Source organism: Gelidibacter maritimus (assembly GCF_014062315.1).
GTDB classification, from domain to species: Bacteria; Bacteroidota; Bacteroidia; order Flavobacteriales; family Flavobacteriaceae; genus Gelidibacter; species Gelidibacter maritimus.
Genome location: NZ_JACGLT010000013.1, coordinates 88,136 through 105,358, shown reverse-complemented (window position 1 = coordinate 105,358; position 17,223 = coordinate 88,136). Strand labels below are relative to the sequence as shown.

General features: G+C 38.4%; 9 protein-coding genes. 1 reads left to right on the top strand and 8 read right to left on the bottom strand.

What is annotated here, in order from left to right; translation table 11 throughout:
• Positions 1-21: 21 nt before the first annotated feature.
• From H3Z82_RS15025 to H3Z82_RS14990, 8 genes are all read right to left on the bottom strand, one after another.
• A complete protein-coding gene (locus H3Z82_RS15025) occupies positions 22-1,548 on the bottom strand; it encodes a sulfatase family protein (protein WP_182206323.1) in 1,527 nt (508 codons plus the stop codon).
• A gap of 8 nt (positions 1,549-1,556) precedes the next feature.
• On the bottom strand, positions 1,557-2,828 hold the full coding sequence (locus H3Z82_RS15020; RefSeq protein WP_220459196.1) for a glycoside hydrolase family protein: 1,272 nt from the start codon (positions 2,826-2,828) through the stop codon (positions 1,557-1,559).
• Between the two features lie 317 nt (positions 2,829-3,145).
• Positions 3,146-4,642, bottom strand: a complete 1,497-nt coding sequence (locus H3Z82_RS15015; protein WP_182206322.1) for a T9SS type A sorting domain-containing protein — start codon at positions 4,640-4,642, stop codon at positions 3,146-3,148.
• 319 nt (positions 4,643-4,961) lie between these two features.
• On the bottom strand, positions 4,962-5,888 hold the full coding sequence (locus H3Z82_RS15010) for a DUF5017 domain-containing protein (protein ID WP_182206321.1): 927 nt from the start codon (positions 5,886-5,888) through the stop codon (positions 4,962-4,964).
• A gap of 32 nt (positions 5,889-5,920) precedes the next feature.
• Positions 5,921-7,558: a RagB/SusD family nutrient uptake outer membrane protein gene (locus H3Z82_RS15005; protein WP_182206320.1), complete on the bottom strand. Its 1,638-nt coding sequence runs from the start codon at positions 7,556-7,558 to the stop codon at positions 5,921-5,923.
• A 12-nt stretch (positions 7,559-7,570) separates the two neighbouring features.
• The gene (locus H3Z82_RS15000; protein ID WP_182206319.1) at positions 7,571-10,756 is read right to left on the bottom strand and encodes a SusC/RagA family TonB-linked outer membrane protein; all 3,186 of its coding nucleotides are present in this window, start codon (positions 10,754-10,756) and stop codon (positions 7,571-7,573) included.
• 175 nt (positions 10,757-10,931) lie between these two features.
• Positions 10,932-15,074 (bottom strand): hybrid sensor histidine kinase/response regulator transcription factor, encoded by a 4,143-nt coding sequence (locus H3Z82_RS14995; RefSeq protein WP_182206318.1) that lies wholly within the window; start codon positions 15,072-15,074, stop codon positions 10,932-10,934.
• Between the two features lie 53 nt (positions 15,075-15,127).
• Positions 15,128-16,165, bottom strand: a complete 1,038-nt coding sequence (locus H3Z82_RS14990) for a LacI family DNA-binding transcriptional regulator (RefSeq protein ID WP_182206317.1) — start codon at positions 16,163-16,165, stop codon at positions 15,128-15,130.
• Positions 16,166-16,365: 200 nt separating this feature from the next.
• Here H3Z82_RS14990 and kduI point away from each other — a divergent pair, with 200 nt between their 5' ends.
• A complete protein-coding gene (gene kduI / locus H3Z82_RS14985; RefSeq protein WP_182206316.1) occupies positions 16,366-17,208 on the top strand; it encodes a 5-dehydro-4-deoxy-D-glucuronate isomerase in 843 nt (280 codons plus the stop codon).
• Positions 17,209-17,223: the final 15 nt, after the last annotated feature.

The following is a 17,223-nucleotide window of genomic DNA, read 5'->3' as shown; positions in this document are numbered from 1 at the left end:
ACCAAAGGCTGAATGGCACCCTCACTTATTTTTTTGAAGTTCCTTATAACGCTCCAACCACGGATCTTTTTTCAATTTTAATTGCTCCAACAAGTCTTGATGCAATTTCTCTTTGATATCAGGAGCAGAATCGGCAATATTATTCATTTGATAAGGATCTTCCTGGTTGTCAAAAAGTATATTCCGCTCTTGGTCCTTGCCATCTAAAGTAATCACGTAGGTAAATCTTTTGGTGCGTAAACCGCGATGTCCTGAGGCAGGCTGGCCTTCCTCAATAAAATAATACATGACCGATTGTGGTTCGTCACCTTTATCCTCCAAAATAAGACTGGAAAGGTCCTTTCCATCCAAATCTGAAGGGATGCCTTTGGTAGCGCCCATCATATTTAAAATGGTTGGCATAATATCCGTAGGGCTGATCAATAGATCCGATTTTTGCCCCGCTTTTAAACGTTCTGGCCAGCGGATAATGAACGGCACATTAATGGATTCTTCGTACCAGATATTTTTTGACATCAATCCGTGACTGCCCATCATTTCACCGTGATCGGAAGTTAGCACCACAATGGTATTGTCGTCCAAACCTTCTTCTTCCAAGGCCTCCAAGACACGGCCGATTTGTTCATCAACACCGGTAACCATGGCAAAATATTCAGCAACGTGGTCTTTAGCCAAATTGGTGCGGCCTCTGGTAGCGCCTTTATGGAATGCCAAGTCTTTGGCAGCCGTTTCCAAATCGACATTATCCCTTACCAGCAATTCATCAAGAGATTTGTCTTCATAGAATTTCATATATTTTTCGGGAACATAATGATAAGGTGGATGTGGTGGATTTACGGACCAGAACAAAGCGAACGGTTTATCTTTACTGCGTGTTTCGGCAGATGGATTCTTTAAGTAGTCAATAATCACATCGGCCTCATGTTTTGCCGACCATTCATTGATTTGAGTCAACTCGTCCTCTTTGGCGTCATTGATCCAATAGTGTGGGTTGTTGTGCTGATCAAAGGTGCCGTAAGAATACCAGAAATTGAATCCGTGGCGGAATTCCTTAGGGGTATAGGCATCCCAAATGACGGAGTCCTTACCTGCAATGGGTGGTGGTGAGGTCAAATGCAATTTACCAACGTATCCCGCATCATAACCATTTTCGACTAACACATCAGAAAAACTGATATCGTCCTTTTGCCAAGAATTATCGTATTTATAGCGCTGTGAATTACTGTTGGTCAGTAGATTGTTGTGATAAGGCAATAGGCCCGTCATTAACATCCCGCGATATGGACTACACAGTGGATAACTACTGATGGCATTGGAAACAATCATGCCTTCGCCAGCCATTTTATCAATATTGGGTGTGATCACGGGATCTTGATTATTGATACCAATAGCGGCATTACGAAATTGATCAGGGAAAATAAACAGTAAATTGGGCTGTGACTTTTCCTTGTGGTCTTCTGCGACACCAGTATTTTTCTCCTTACAATTCAGAAGGAAAGAGGCAGTTAATATCAGAATAAAAAAAGGCCTATTAAATATAAACATCATCTGAAAATTTATTGGGTTTGCATTTTTTGTAATCGGGACAATGCTTCAATATAATAATAATCGGCATAAATAAGAGCTACATCAATTTCATGCCCTAATGATTTGGCTCCTGTGGAGTGTAATAAAAATGAATCTGCTTTTCCAACTCCTGAATAATTGCTTGAAGCCAATGAAGATAGCATTTTGATAGCTGCGTTATAATAACGTTCTTGATCTTCCTTAGACTCAACCATAATACTTAGATCCAGCAATGCACTGGCAACAATTGCGGCAGCAGAAGCGTCCTTTTCTTCATTTGGATCTTGAGCCACATCAAAATCCCAGCATGGAACCATGTCTTCTGGAAGTAACTCTAAATATTTGTCGGTTATCTTCTGTGCAAAATCCAAGAATTTTTTGTCTTTTGTTTCCTTATAGACCATGGTATAGCCATACACTCCCCATGCCTGTCCTCGCGACCAACGGCTGTCATCACTAAAACCTTGTTTGGTATGATGATTAAGAATATTACCATTAATAGAGTCATATTCCAAAACGTGCCAAGAGGTATAATCCGGACGGAAATGATTTTTCATAGTGGTTTCAGCATGGGTCACCGCGATATCATAGAACTTTTGGTCACCACCATGTTTGGCGGCCCAGAAGAGCAACTCCAAATTAAGCATATTATCTATGATGGTAATATGCTGTTGCCACCGCGGATGCATTTTATTTGACCATGATCTAATCGTGCCCACCTTCGGGTTAAATCGAGAGGCCAAAGAGTTAGCAGAGGTTAACAGGATATCTTTATATTCTTCTTTTCCGCCAATTTCATAACCCAAGCCGTAAGCTGGATACATCATAAATCCAATATCATGATGCTCAGTAATATTTTTAAAGTTCTCAAAAACTTCCGTACGTTTTATCGCTTCTTCTTTCCACTTGTCTTTCCCCGTAACCTCATAAGCATACCATAAGATACCAGGGTAAAAACCAGAAGTCCATACTAATTTATGATTATTCACTTCTTTCCATTCTGTTTCATTGGTTTCTATCAATCTTGGATGTTTGGTCAAGTCGGTTAATTTTGGTACAGATATTTCCAATTGTGAATCTACATCAGCAATAGCGCTCTTGAGATCAAAAGATGGTGTTTCAGGTGTTTGGGAGGCTTCGGCGGTGGCCACCTCTTTCTTGTCCAGATTTTTGCAGCTGACGCCTACTACGGCAATACAAACTAAAGCAATCATGTAAGATCGCTTTATAGGCTGAATAGATTTTAATAGGGAATGTTTCATTTTTTTAAATTTAAATTGGTTTTATTGCTGGTCAACAATTTATAGTAACAAAGTAAAGACGAATTACAGCATTTAGGGCGGTATAAAAGGTCATTGAAGGGGTCTCTTTTGGTCATTTTGGATGAATTCGCTGATTTGGCACCACTAAAACACCAATCAATATTGAAATGGCACAACGGTTAAGTGACACCTTAGCTAAGATACAATAGGCCCATATTCACATTAACCTTAAAGAATAGGCATAAAAAAACACTTTACCCATATCTAACCGTGAATAAAGTGTTTTTTCTAATTTAATGTATTTTACGATTTTACTTTTAGTTGATCAATACTTTTTTACTGGTGATAGCGCCATCTTGGGTTTGAACTGTTAGAATGTACAATCCTTTAGAAAAGTTAGAAACATCAATTCCAAGTCCGCTATCTTGATTAAATACTTCCTTTCCAGTTACGTCTATCAGTGCAACTTTTTGAATTTTTAAAGTTGAAGGCAATTTAATATTAATAATGCCTCTAGTCGGGTTGGGGTAGACGGCAATTGCCTCCGTTGCCATTTCAAATTCGGATACCGATAATACCGAATCATCCACCGTAAAATCCAATTGCTGCAATGCCGTATACGCATTGGTTGGAATCCATTCAGACGCTAAAACGAACCGGTAATATCTATAGGCTTTAGTTGTATTTAGAGCAATAGGATATTCAGTACCAGCACCTGAGTTATTGGAAAACATACCTAAAGGCGCACTCAAATCATCCCAGTTGGCGTCGTCATTACTTCCCTGTACAATCCATTTTGACTCACCTGGCTCTCCCTTATTGGACGTCCCATTGGCTAAAATATATCTTACTTCGGTGACCACAATAGGTTTATAGGCTCCTGAAACTTCAAACTTATAGCCTTCTCCCGCAGGTACGGTAATACCATTTTGCAATCTCGGTGTGGCAACGTCATCAGTTAAGACATTAGCCCACTTTGAGGTATTGCTAAAATTGCTCTCTGAGATAGAGGCGCTTGGTGTATTAAAAATATTGGCCTGCCCTGAAGCACTGATATTCAGTGCGCTGAATGCACCATTGGCAACTTGTTGGGGAGCCGCGCCAAAAGCAACATCCGAAATATAAAAAGTGCCATGCTGCATCACTCCTTCTTCAAAAGCTGCATCGTTGGTTTCCATTTTAAAAGCCACGGTAACCGAATTCCCTGTATAGGCGGATAAATCCAGTTCACCTTTCACATAGGTTTGAGGAGCGACCCCTGAGGTAGCTATAGCTCCCACAATATTGGAAGTTTCATTGGTCCAAGTAGCAGTACTCGGTGCATCACCGTGAGTATAGTTTTCAGACACCCAAACCGTTAAAGTAGCGCCAGCTCCAAATACAAAACGTTGTTGCGTCCAGAACGAAACCATAGGAGAATTGACTGTTGAGAGATCTTGATTGGTCATTAATGCCCAAGCCTCAATAGCATAGTTGGCCTGATTGTTATCATCGGCTGATCCAGAGGTATTGGTAAATGCAATGGCTCTTTGATCGCGTGTTCTACCGTCAGGGATTCTCTCGTCCGGCCTTGAGGTAGGATCGAATTGGCCATTGGAATCGTCTCCAGCAGAGCCTTGTGGCCCCACGATATCATTGACTCGTTTTCCAACTTGATTGGCATCATGGCCACCCAAGGATACTTTCTGAACGGTAAATCCTCTCTCTGTATTTTCATACCTGAAATCCTCGTAATAAGTGACTTGGGCATTCATTGAATACGTTACTACACTCAATAGGAGTAGCAGTGAGATTTTAAGAGTAATTTTTTTCATATTGATTTTGTTTTAAGATTAAAAGATTTGTTTTAGTAAATATAGCATTTTAGATGTGTTAAAAAGGGGGGGCTAACTCGTAATGAAAGGGGGCTATATTGTTCAATCCTGATATTATCCCTTGATTTTCATAAGTATAATGCTGTCTTCCGATCTTTTAAACTCACACTCTACTTAAACAACCAGTAGCGCAATCTTCCTATTTTGGCCTATGGTTATAAACGTAAAAACCCCAAACTGTGGCAAAAAATGTTTGCACTGTTCGGGGCTTTCTATAATCTATAAGACACGATCTAAAAAGACGTTTATCTAAAAACCGTTATTCGGTGACGGTGATGGTATATTCCTTCACATTTCCTTCCTGTCCATAAATAGTCTCATTACTACCTACAAAAGTGATGGTGTAAGTCCCGGCTTTTCCATAGATATACTCAAATGTCTTCAACTGTTCAGAATATGTTTTTAAAGGCATCCCTTTATCCGGGTTCACTTTTGTGAGATTAATGGCATTCGTAATGAGCCAGTCTTCATTTACTATTCGATCACTATTCCCTCGCATTCTCCAAATATTTTTGCCGGTATCGTAATACCATTTGGCCGCATTCCAACCATCTACAATGCCTTGTACGTCAACCGACTTAAATCCGGGATTGATCATATCGGCAACGGTGAGAGGTGCTGGAGCATTTTCAACGTCCATCTCAATCTCAAACCCATCAAAATACCACTCTGCTCCTCGATCTTCTACATTATCTGAGAAGTACCTAAAACCAAAATAAATATTTTCTCCATCTGCCAAGTCGGAAATATCAACCTCACCAGAACTTTGAAAATCAAAATCATATCGGTCAGAGATATCGAAACGATCGGTTATTTCGATCCAGGTGGCATTATTTACGGCTTCAGCAGTTCCACTACCATCATAATCCTTGGAATACCAAACAGTCAAAGTTTCCGTAGCGTTAGAGCCTAATCCCCATTTTTGGGAATTTAAAAATGACATGGTCACTTTCCCATCGGCATTGGTGCGATCTTTATACTTATATTGATGACCAAAATCGCCAGCATAAAAGTTTAGGAAATTGGGTGCGTTATCAACTGTAAATTGTACCGGTTCATCAACTTTTGCGGTGGTATTAAAAGCGACATCAAAATTAGGGACCTCCACTTCATCTAAATCATCACAACTTTGAAACACCAGTATTCCGAAGACCAGTACTGACAACTTATAAATTGTATTTTTCATTTTCTATGTTTTTTAATTGTTATAATCTTTGACTACCAGCCTTTGTTTTGTTTTAAATTGGTATTCACCCCTAACTCCTGTTCTGGAATTGGCAAGATGTAATGCTTTGAAGGATCAAAATCATTATAACCATCATAGAATTCAAATGATGGATTCATTACGTTCACTCGGATATTCCGATTGGTAGGCTCATCACCACTTTCCGGAATGCCATCCGGTCCCAAATTAGGCTCGCCTAATGAGGTCCAGTCGTCGTTGATAAAGTTAGGGTCATTTTCTAAAGTTTTCATCAACGCTTTGGTCTGTGTAACTTTTTGCTCCAACAATCCCCATCTTACCAAATCAAATTTACGTTGGCCTTCAAATGCCAATTCCAATAAACGTTCTTCCTGAATAGCTTCATCAGTAACCGTAGTTATTGGTGTGGCATTTGCACGCTCTCTAACGGCATTCACAGCGTTTAACGCTTCTGTCGATCCTGGAGATAATTTGTTCTGTGCTTCTGCATACATTAACATGACGCCACCCAACCGGATAACGGGCCAATGGTGAGGTCCCCAACTGGTATTGGTATTGTTTGGCTCCAAGAATCGGCGCCATTTGGATACCGGATACATAAACTGGCTATTGATCGTACTCAATTCACAGTCGTTATTTCGCTTCATAAAATAGGGGCTCGCGTTCCACCAGCCTCTATCATCGGAAGGGTCTGATCTATATTTCAACACCAAATTTATGGTGACGTACGCTGTTGCATATCCTTTACCACCACAACTTTCGTCGTCAATTTTCATCCCAAAGGAGGATCCTAATTTAGAGGCCTGATTGTTATCAAGATCGGCATAAGAGAACCCAATCTGAAATAAGGTTTCTTTGGTTTCGTAATTGCCCATGGCCAATTGATTAAAAACATCTTCATAACTTGGATTCAATTGGTGATACGGATCATCAAGAATTTTCTTGCTCCATTCACTCGATTTTTGATAGGCTCCGGCCTCATTGAACGGCTTGCTGGCCATATACAAATAAGCCCTGGCCAGTAAAGCTCTGGCAGCACTTTTATTAGCTCTACCCGGCGTTGCCGCGGCTGCTGTAGGCAAATATTGCTCAGCGTATTCCAGATCTTTTATAATTTGTTTATAAACTTCTATCCCAGGGGTTCTGGGCAATAGTTGTTTGTTGGTTTCTTCCAAAGGCATCGGAATACCTTCAACACCACCAAATGCTTTTTCAATATCAAAATACAGGAAGGCTCTTAAAAAACGTCCCTCGGCAATAAAACCTTGTTTGATGTCATCGTCCAAAGGAGAATCTGCCAAACCAACCAAAAGTGCATTGGTTGCGGCTACACCTTCGTAGTATTGAGCCCAGATCTCAGTCAACGTAGGATCGGATGCCGTAAAGTTATTTTTACTGATATCCTGCATTCCCTTTCTATTGTACAAACCTTCATCGGTCCAATCTGTTGGATAATGGGCATTAATTACGGCTTTCCTATACACCTGAACCACGCGGCTGTAAGCTCCGGTTAAACCTGCCAAAGCGCCATCTCTGGTATCATAGAGATTTTCAGCGGTTATATTGTCTTGCTGATCTATTTCTAATTGGTCATCACAACCTTGCAAAATAAAAGCGGTGAGCATTATTGTTAAAATGAATTTTATTTTCATGATCTAATTTTTTTAAAATGAAACATTGACACCAAAACTGAATATTCTATGCTTTGGATAAGCAGAATAATCAATACCCGGGGTGATTAATGAGTTTTCTACGGACACCTCAGGATCAAATCCTGAATAATTGGTCCAAGTGATTAAGTTCTGTCCAGAGAGGTATAGTTCGATACTGTTCATCTTTAATTTCTCGACCACATCTTTCGATAACTTATATGAAAGATTTACGGTTTTTAATCTTAAATAAGAACCATCTTCTACGATACGAGAAGAGATATCCTCAAATCCTTGTCCTCCGGCTCTAAACATATCGGTATCTTGATTTTCAGGTGACCATCGGTTTAGGGTAGTTGCCAATTGATTTTGGTTTGGTCTATCCATTTGCTCAAATACCAATCTGTTGGCGTTGAGGATGTCATTACCGTAGGACCATTGTAAAAAGGCACTCAGTTGGAAATTTTTGTAAGTGAACGTATTCCCAAATCCGCCAAAATGCGTTGGCAAGGCGTTTCCGATGATAGTTTTGTCACCACCTGAGATATTCCCGTCTCCGTCTAAATCCTTATATTTTTCATCACCTGGCTGGTGGTTGGACTTATAGCTTGGTTGTCCAGCAATAAGGGTATGTGATGATGCGGTAGGATCATAATTCTCGAAATCTTCCGGTTGATAGACACCATCCGAAATATAGCCGAACATATTACCTAGAGATTTTCCTTCCTGAACAATAAATTGATTGGTGCTCAACCTCTGATAGTAATTAGGTTTTCCAAAAATAGGTTTCCCTTCTGGTAAGGAGACAATGGAGTTCTGGTTAAAGGAAATATTAAAGTCTGATGACCAACTAAAGTTTTTGGTCTTTACGTTCAACGTATTCAAACTGATTTCCAAACCTCGGTTTCTTACCTGTCCTGAGTTGGTCCAGATCGATGAAAACCCTTGGGAAAGTGCAGCATCGGCATTGATCAAAAGATCTTTGGTGTCTTTTTGGTACACCTCAACTAACACTGACAAACGATCATCAAAGAAACCCATGTCCAAACCGGCGTTATATTGCTCCGTAGTTTCCCAGAATAAGTTTGGATTAGCTCCAAAACTGGTAGGGCGCTGACCTGAAACAGTTTGTCCGTCATAAAAATAAGAGGCATTGGAATCTGTTAAGAACTCAAATCGGGCCGTTCCCGGGATTCTGTCGTTACCCGTCTTACCGTAACCTGCTTTTAATTTCAACTGAGAAAACACATTTAAGTCCTTGATGAAGTTTTCGCGATCTGCATTCCACGATACCGCTGCCGATGGGAAATACCCAATTCTATTTGCGACTGGGAAGGCAGACGATCCATCACGTCTTATTGAGGCCGTAAACAAGTACTTGCCCTTATAACCGTAGTTGACCCGCGCTAATATTGAAAAGATTCTCGATTCATTCGTACTGTTGATGTCATTGGAACTGTCCAACGTACCTCCGTCCATGGAGTTGATTCCCAATCCTTCAAGATATTTCGGAATCTCGATGGAACTGTATCGGTCTCTTGACGTTTTTCTGACGTTCAAGGTCACACCCACCAAACCATCGATGGAGTGATCATCAAATTTCTTTTTATAATTCAAGGTGTTCACCGTAGAAAAGTTTTTCCAACGCTGATGATCCTTGGTACCGTTGATACCATTAATCTTATTGGTCAAACGACCATATACCGTGTTACTGTTGTTAAAAATCCCAGTTTCTCTAAACTGTGTATTGAAACTGCCTTTGGTTTCAAAAGTAAAGTCAGAATTGATTTTATACTTTAAACTTACGTTGGCAATGAAACGATCGTTCTCACGTCGTCTGTATTCATTTTTCAGGGACACGATAGGGTGCCAACTTACGATATTAATCAAATCGTATTCATCACTTACCTGATCCAATGGATCATACCCTTCAGGATAGTCAATAAACTTATTGGCTACATTATTATAGGTGATCAAGTTTCTCATAAATGAATAGGAGGATGATCCTCTTACGTCCAATCCATCTTGAATGTCGTTGGTATAAAGAACATCGATTGTTGCATCGAGTTTATCATTAATTTTATGATTGACCGTAATTCTACCGTTGATACGATTATAAACGGAATTCAATAGCGATCCTTGATCTTGCACCGCATTGATGGAGGCATTTAGGCGCGTCTTGTCACTACCACTTGAAATATTAAGTTTGTGGGTTTTGGAATAAGCCGTTCTAAATGCTTCGTCTTGCCAATCTCTTCCTTTAACGTTTTTATAATCTTCAAGCGTTCCTACAAGGATGTTTTGACCTGTATCTTCGTCAGGAACAGTAAGAAATCTACTCGTAGTACTACCTTCATTAATTTCAGACGATAATTTTAAAAACTCATACGGATCCAACACCTCTAAGGTATTTGATACGTTTTTAACATCCAAGCGCGTTTCATAGGTAATTTTTGTGGCTCCTGTCTTTGCTCGTTTTGTAGTTATGATAATCACTCCATTGGCACCTCGTACCCCATAAATGGCCGTAGCCGAAGCATCTTTTAATACAGTCATGTTTTCAATATCTGATGGGTCAATTATTCCAGGGTCAAAATTCTCAACTATAAAGCCATCCATGACATATAATGGCGAGTTGTCACCGTTAACAGTGTTCCCCCCTCTAATAACAATGTTCATTGCACTCCCCGGCTCACCGCCACTAGCACTTACCTGAACACCAGCAACACGTCCAGCTAAGGCTTCGTCAAAATTGGCTACGGGTGCCTCGGTTAGTTTATCCATATTGACTGTTGCAACCGACCCCGTGAGATCTTTCTTTTGTACCGAACCATAACCAATAATTACGGTTTCTTCCAATTGTTGTAAATCAGGTTCCATAGTAATATCAATAGTCGATTTGGTCCCTACGCTAATCACTTGGGTCTTATAACCAAGATAGGTAACTGTAATGCTCGAACCTGGAGTCACCTGGAGCGTATAGTTACCATCAAAATCCGTAGTGACACCATTCTTTGTGCCGGTCTCCAAAATGTTGGCGCCTGGTAAGGGCATCCCGATTTCATCCAGTACGGTTCCCTTTATCGTTTGAGCTTGCGCAAAGGAGGACATACTAAATAAGGTACAACATAAAAAAATAAGAAAAACGACATTGCCATTATAAGATGGCCTAATCGATTGGATTTGAATTTGATTTTTCATTTGCGTCTTAGTTTTATGACTTTAAATAAATAGTACTGTAAAATTAAGAGACAATTAACATCTTTTGAGGGGGTAATGAGATTTTTGACAAGGGGTTATCTGTTCTTTAACCTCAAACATCACATAATTAGGTGATAATAGTACGATTTAAGTAAATAAATCTTACATCTCAATTTTATGATTCTGGAGTTCCTAGGTTATTCGAACCATGTCTTGCACGATATTGTGACGGTAGTTCATCAAATAATTTCTGGAAAGATTTTCTAAAGTGTTTTAAATCGTTAAATCCAAGGTCGAATGCTATTTCTGAAATATTAAGTTCAGTTTGAAGGATTAATTGCCCTGCTCTTTTTAATTTAATGGTTCTGATGAACTCGGTAATAGATTGATCAGTTACCGCTTTTAATTTCCGATATAACGCTGAACGGCTCATCCCCATTTCATTTACAAAATCATTAATGGAGTACTCCGAATCATTAATATGAGCTTCAACCAAATCAATAGCTTTTTGCAAAAAGATTTCATCGGGAGAGGTTACCTTTGGTTTTGAAGGCTCAAGAATAATGTCCTTTCGAAATTTCTCAATTAATCTTTTCCTTGTCATCAATAAGTTATCAACCTTCAATTCCAATATATTAGCATCAAAAGGTTTAGTAATATATGCATCAGCCCCAGTTTCATAACCTTGTCTTTGTGCACCTTCTGATGTTTTGGCGGTCAGCAATAAGACCGGGATGTGGCTAGTTAAAATATTACTTTTGATATGGTGGCACATTTCAATACCGTTCATTTTTGGCATCATCACATCACTGATAATGAGATCCACTTTATGGTTGTTCGCAATTTCAATAGCCATTTCGCCATTTTCGGCTTCCAAAATGTCGTAATTTAATTCAAAGATTGACTTGATAAATAACCTGACTTCCATATTATCTTCAACAATTAAAATAGTGATTCCTGAAATATTGTTTTCAAGTTCTTCATTATCTTCATCAAGATCTTCAGGCAGCAAGTCCTTGATCATATAATTTGGATTGTTAAAATAAAATGATCCAGAAACGATATCCTGATTACTAGTCATTTCCGTCTCTGATAAATGTGCATTACCCAACGGTAACAAAACTATGAATGTGGTACCTTCTCCTTCGTTGCTTTTCGCTTTAATTTTTCCATGATGTAATTCGACAATACTTTTGGTCAAGGCTAAACCAATCCCCGTACCAGAACGTGTCGTATCATCCTGTCCCAACTGATAAAATCGATCAAAAATAAATTTAAGATTTTCCTTAGGCACACCTCTTCCACTATCCTTGACCTCCAATCTTAAAAACTCCTTCGCCGTCAGATTAGATTTCATTTTAGTTGCTTTTGAAAGTCTAATAGAAATTTGACCTCCTTCTGGTGTAAATTTAAATGCATTTGAAAGCAAATTATAAACAACTTTCTTTAGGTCGATATTATCAAACCATAATTCGATCGATTCGTCTTCTGTGTGAAAGTGATAGTCGATATCTCTAAGACGTGCCAATTCATCAAACGATATTTTTATGTTCTTAATGAATGGAACTATATCGCCTTTTAAAGCTGCCAATTTTAATTGCCCCGATTCACTTTTCCTGAAATCCAATAATTGATTGATCAATTGTAACAGAACACTAGCATTTCTATGCATAATTTCGTGTTGTCGCTGAATATATGCCGACCCAATTTTTTTATGCAACATGCGTTCCAATGGCCCAATAATTAGGGTTAATGGGGTACGGAAATCATGAGATACGTTTGTAAACAAGCGAAGTTTCATTTGATTGATCTCTTCAATCCGCTCCTTTTCCTGACGTTCAAACTTTAGTTCGTTTTTCTCGTGGATTCTGATCAAACTGTATTTTCTGATGATTAAAAGAACCGTTACAATTATTATCGCATAGATAAGATATGCCCACCATGTCAACCATGGTGCAGCTTTGATGATAAAAGACATAGATTCCCCCTCCTCATTCCAAAGTCCATCATTGTTAGCGGCCTTGACTCTAAAAGTATAGATTCCCGAATCGAGATTGGTATACGTTGCGGATTTATTATTTCCTATATTGACCCATTCGTTGTCAAACCCTTCAAGCTTATATGCATATTCATTTTTATTTGGTTGGGAATAACTAAGCGCAACAAAATTAAAACTAACGGCATTCTGATAGTGTTTGAGTTGTGTGATTTTTTCTTCTTCATCATCAACAAAGAAAGGTTGATTGTTGACCCTAAAAGAGGTAATGGATATAGGTGGTACATAGGTATTTTTAATGATGTCATTAGGATTGAAATAGGTAATTCCGTTGGCACTACCAAACATAAGGTCACCATTGGACAGTTTTTTAAAGGCTCCATAATTGAATTCATTACTGACTAAGCCATCCGATACATCAAAGTTTGTAAAAGTATTAGTCACAGGATCAAAACGGCTCAAACCGTTGTTTGTACTAAGCCAGATGGTATTGAAATCATCAGGCAAAATCCCATAAATCACTTCGTTAGGCAAACCATTGGACATCCCATATTTAGTACTTTCTTGAGTTTCGGAATCATAATGGTACAATCCATCACCCTCAGTGGCAACCCAAAGTTTATGATTTATATCTTCATAAGCGTATAAAGTAGCATGAATATGATCGGTGTTCTGAATCATTCTTTTATAGGGTAATGGGGTCCATTCATGCGTTAGGACATTTATTTTTGCCAACCCTTTGTTACTTGAAACCAGCAAACTGTTTTTGTTGCTCATTGGGGTTATGGCATAGATGATAGATCCTATAGAGTTTGAAGGAGCCTTTATCCGGATGATGTTCTTTGTATCATGTTGCCATTTATTTAGCCCGCCACCAGACGTACCAATCCAAACATCCTGGCGCGCATCTTCAAACAAAGAAATAATCCGATTGCTACTCAAACTCATGCTATCAGTCGGGTGATTCACATATTTTTTAATAGAGTAGGGTTGTTTTGTCAAATTAACGACATTGATGCCGCCATCATGCATCCCCACCCAATAATTACCATCACTTGTTCGGATCATTGCCTTCACATTATCCGTGCTCAAACTATTAGCGTTTGAATCGCTATGTGTATAGTAAGTAAAACGGCCCGTAGAATGATTATACACATTAATACCTCCACCTTCAGTTCCTATAATGAGATTCTGATTCGGATCTTCAATGATGGAGCTCACCACCATGTAGTTCAACTTCAAATCGTTGGAGCCTGCAATAAAACTCTTAAAAACATCATAGCTTCTATCATAATAATTGACACCTCCCGCATAAGTACCTATCCAGAAATCGCCTCTGACATCTTCATAAATGGAATAAATGGAATTTTGGCTTAAACTGGTTGGGTCATTTTCATCGTGGACATAATGATATACCTGACCATCTTTCTTATGAATCAGATACAAGCCATTATAGGTTCCAATCCAAAGATTGTTCAAATAATCTTGACCGATGCTTCTTATCTCATCTCGTATGACTGGATATATTTTTGATTTTAGTTGATAAGGCTTAAAAGTCGAGTCCTTAGGATCAAAAAGAAATAGTCCGTTTTTATAGCCAAGCAATAGGTTATTTTGATCATCTTCGTAAATTATAGGTGCATAGTTTTTATTCACCTCTTTGGCTTCACCATGTGGATAATTATATTCATTGTAGATTTTGGATTGAGGATTATAAACTTCTATATTTTTGGTATGACAAATCCATAAGTTTCCATCCGAAGCGACCAAAAGCGAGCGAATTTGAGTGTTGGGATTTCCATTTTTTCCTTTTGGTTTAAAATGGGACGCTTTATGAGTTTTAGGATCAAACCTTTCAAGACCAAAATTGGTCCCTAACCACAGATCTCCATCTTTTGTTGAGACCATGTCCCAAATTTCATTATTTGCAATACTGTTTTTACCATCGTCCTGCTTAAAACGTTCAAATTTATTTCCATTAGCTATATACTTATTGAGACCATTCATTGTCCCAACCCACAAATTGCCCTCCTTATCTTCAATTAATGATCTTATATAACTATTACTAATAGAAGTTGAATCTTGCGAATTGTGCCTAAATGTTGTAAAATTTTGGCCATCAAACTTGTTAAGACCATCTCTTGTACCAAACCACATAAATCCTTTACTATCTTGAAGGATACACAATACCGAACTTTGTGACAAACCCTCTGTTAGCGAGTAGTGTTTGAATTTTAATTTTTGATTGTCATTAAGTACCGTTTGACTATAGCCACTTAAACCGGCAATAAAAAGAAAAAATAGAAAAACATTTTTAATCATTTTGAATAAATATGCATAATACGGTATTGCCCTAAGGTATGAAGATTATTAAATTATTCAATGGTTTCTTTTATCTTTTGGGATGATTCCCGTTCTATAAGACTGCCTTGAATAATTATTTTCTCATGGATAAAAGAATCATTACCGACCATGATTTGTGATACCAACAGTTCAGTAGCCCTTGTGCCTATTTCAAAACCAGGCTGGTTTATAGTCGTCAATGATGGCTCAATAACGGCAGAAATTGCTTCATTGCTAAATCCAACCACCCCAATATCAATTGGAATCCTTAATCCCTTTTTCTTGAGTTGCTTCATGGCACTAATAGCCGCTACATCATTCGCTGAAAAAATCCCATCTACCTTTATAGGCAAACTTAACAACTTATTTATATTATCAATACCATCTTGTTCCATTAGACGCGAATAAAAAATGAGTTCCTCAATAAAATCTATATGATGTTTTTTGAGTGCCGCCTTATAACCTTCAAACCTATTTTTATAAATCTCTAAATGTTTGGGTCCTGAAAAATGTGCTATAGATTTATATCCTTGAAAAATAAGGTGTTCTGTAGCGTCAAATCCAGCTTGGAAATCATCTAACAGAACACTACTGGTATTTGGGATATTACAATGTCTATCAAAAAAAACGAATGGAATCTTTCTTTTTCTTAAACCCTCAAAATGGTCATAATTCTCCGTCTCCATTGAAATAGATGCTAAAACACCATCTACTCTATTGGCCAATAAGGTTTTGATATTACTCTTTTCGCGTTCCAACTGCTCCAATGATTGACAAATAACAACATTATAACCCATTTTAAAAGCGGCTTCCTCTATACCCGCAATTGCAGAAGAAAAGAAATGACGTGAAATGCGAGGCACAATAACCCCTAAGGTATTGGTTTTGCTTTTGCGCAAGTTGGACGCCAAATCGTTCCGTTGATAGCCTAACTCATTAGCTTTTGCAATAATTTTTTTCTTAGTTTTTTCAGTTACTCTAGGGCTATTATTGAGCGCTCGAGAAACAGTAGAACTATCAATATTTAAGATTTTGGCAATATCGTGGATCGTGACTTTATTGGGATTCATAATTTAATGTATCATATCATCTGCTTACCTCATTCTGTAAGATTTAAAACTGACAATTTTTCGTATGCAAGCCTATTCAATAGCCATTCAAGGCGTCGTTTAAGCATCTTTTACAAAGATATACATAAAAATACAATCGATTGTATTTTTATTTTATTACTTTTACATTTCTAATATTTAAAATAAATAATACTGAAGTTATGAAAACGACCTATGAAGTGAGATACGCAGCGTCTCCCAATGATGTTAAATCCTATGACACCCAGAAATTACGTGATGAATTCTTGATAGACTCACTAATGAAGCCAAATACAATCCATTTTGTATATACACATTACGACCGATACATGGCAGGTAGTGCTGTACCAACAAGTTCCCCTTTAAAATTGGATACTGTTGATGCCTTAAAATCAGAATACTTTTTGGAACGAAGAGAATTAGGGATCATTAATATTGGCGACCAGGGTACTGTATCTGTTGATGGAACTGACTATATATTGGACCATAAGGAAGCGCTATATGTAGGCCAAGGCAACAAGGAGGTCATTTTTTCAAGTACCTCAGAAAATAATCCGGCCAAGTTTTATCTAAACTCAACACCCGCTCACAAGGCGTTCCCCACAAAAAAAATAGGCAAAGATGATGTTGAAGTCATTGAATTAGGAGCTCCAGAAACTGCCAACGCGAGGACTTTGCGTAAATATATAGTCAACACTGTGGTCGACGTATGCCAATTGCAAATGGGAATGACAACATTAAAACCAGGCAGTTCTTGGAACACCATGCCGGCGCATACCCACGATAGACGTATGGAGGTCTATTTCTATTTTGAAGTACCAGAAGACCAAGCCGTATGTCATTTTATGGGACAACCACAAGAAACCAGGCATATTTGGATGGCCAATGATCAAGCGGTAATTTCTCCACCTTGGTCTATTCACTCCGGTTCAGGAACGAGTAGCTACACCTTCATTTGGGGCATGGCAGGAGAAAACTTAGACTATGGCGATATGGACCATTGCAAAATAAATGAATTAAGATAAACTTCAAAAAAATAC

What these genes read in the sequence shown, in the direction of transcription:
- H3Z82_RS15025 (WP_182206323.1), bottom strand. Translation starts at nt 1,548, where the DNA reads ATGATGTTTATATTTAATAGGCCTTTTTTTATTCTGATATTAACTGCC.
- H3Z82_RS15020 (WP_220459196.1), bottom strand. Translation starts at nt 2,828, where the DNA reads ATGAAACATTCCCTATTAAAATCTATTCAGCCTATAAAGCGATCTTAC.
- H3Z82_RS15015 (WP_182206322.1), bottom strand. Translation starts at nt 4,642, where the DNA reads ATGAAAAAAATTACTCTTAAAATCTCACTGCTACTCCTATTGAGTGTA.
- H3Z82_RS15010 (WP_182206321.1), bottom strand. Translation starts at nt 5,888, where the DNA reads ATGAAAAATACAATTTATAAGTTGTCAGTACTGGTCTTCGGAATACTG.
- H3Z82_RS15005 (WP_182206320.1), bottom strand. Translation starts at nt 7,558, where the DNA reads ATGAAAATAAAATTCATTTTAACAATAATGCTCACCGCTTTTATTTTG.
- H3Z82_RS15000 (WP_182206319.1), bottom strand. Translation starts at nt 10,756, where the DNA reads ATGAAAAATCAAATTCAAATCCAATCGATTAGGCCATCTTATAATGGC.
- H3Z82_RS14995 (WP_182206318.1), bottom strand. Translation starts at nt 15,074, where the DNA reads ATGATTAAAAATGTTTTTCTATTTTTTCTTTTTATTGCCGGTTTAAGT.
- H3Z82_RS14990 (WP_182206317.1), bottom strand. Translation starts at nt 16,165, where the DNA reads ATGAATCCCAATAAAGTCACGATCCACGATATTGCCAAAATCTTAAAT.
- kduI (WP_182206316.1), top strand. Translation starts at nt 16,366, where the DNA reads ATGAAAACGACCTATGAAGTGAGATACGCAGCGTCTCCCAATGATGTT.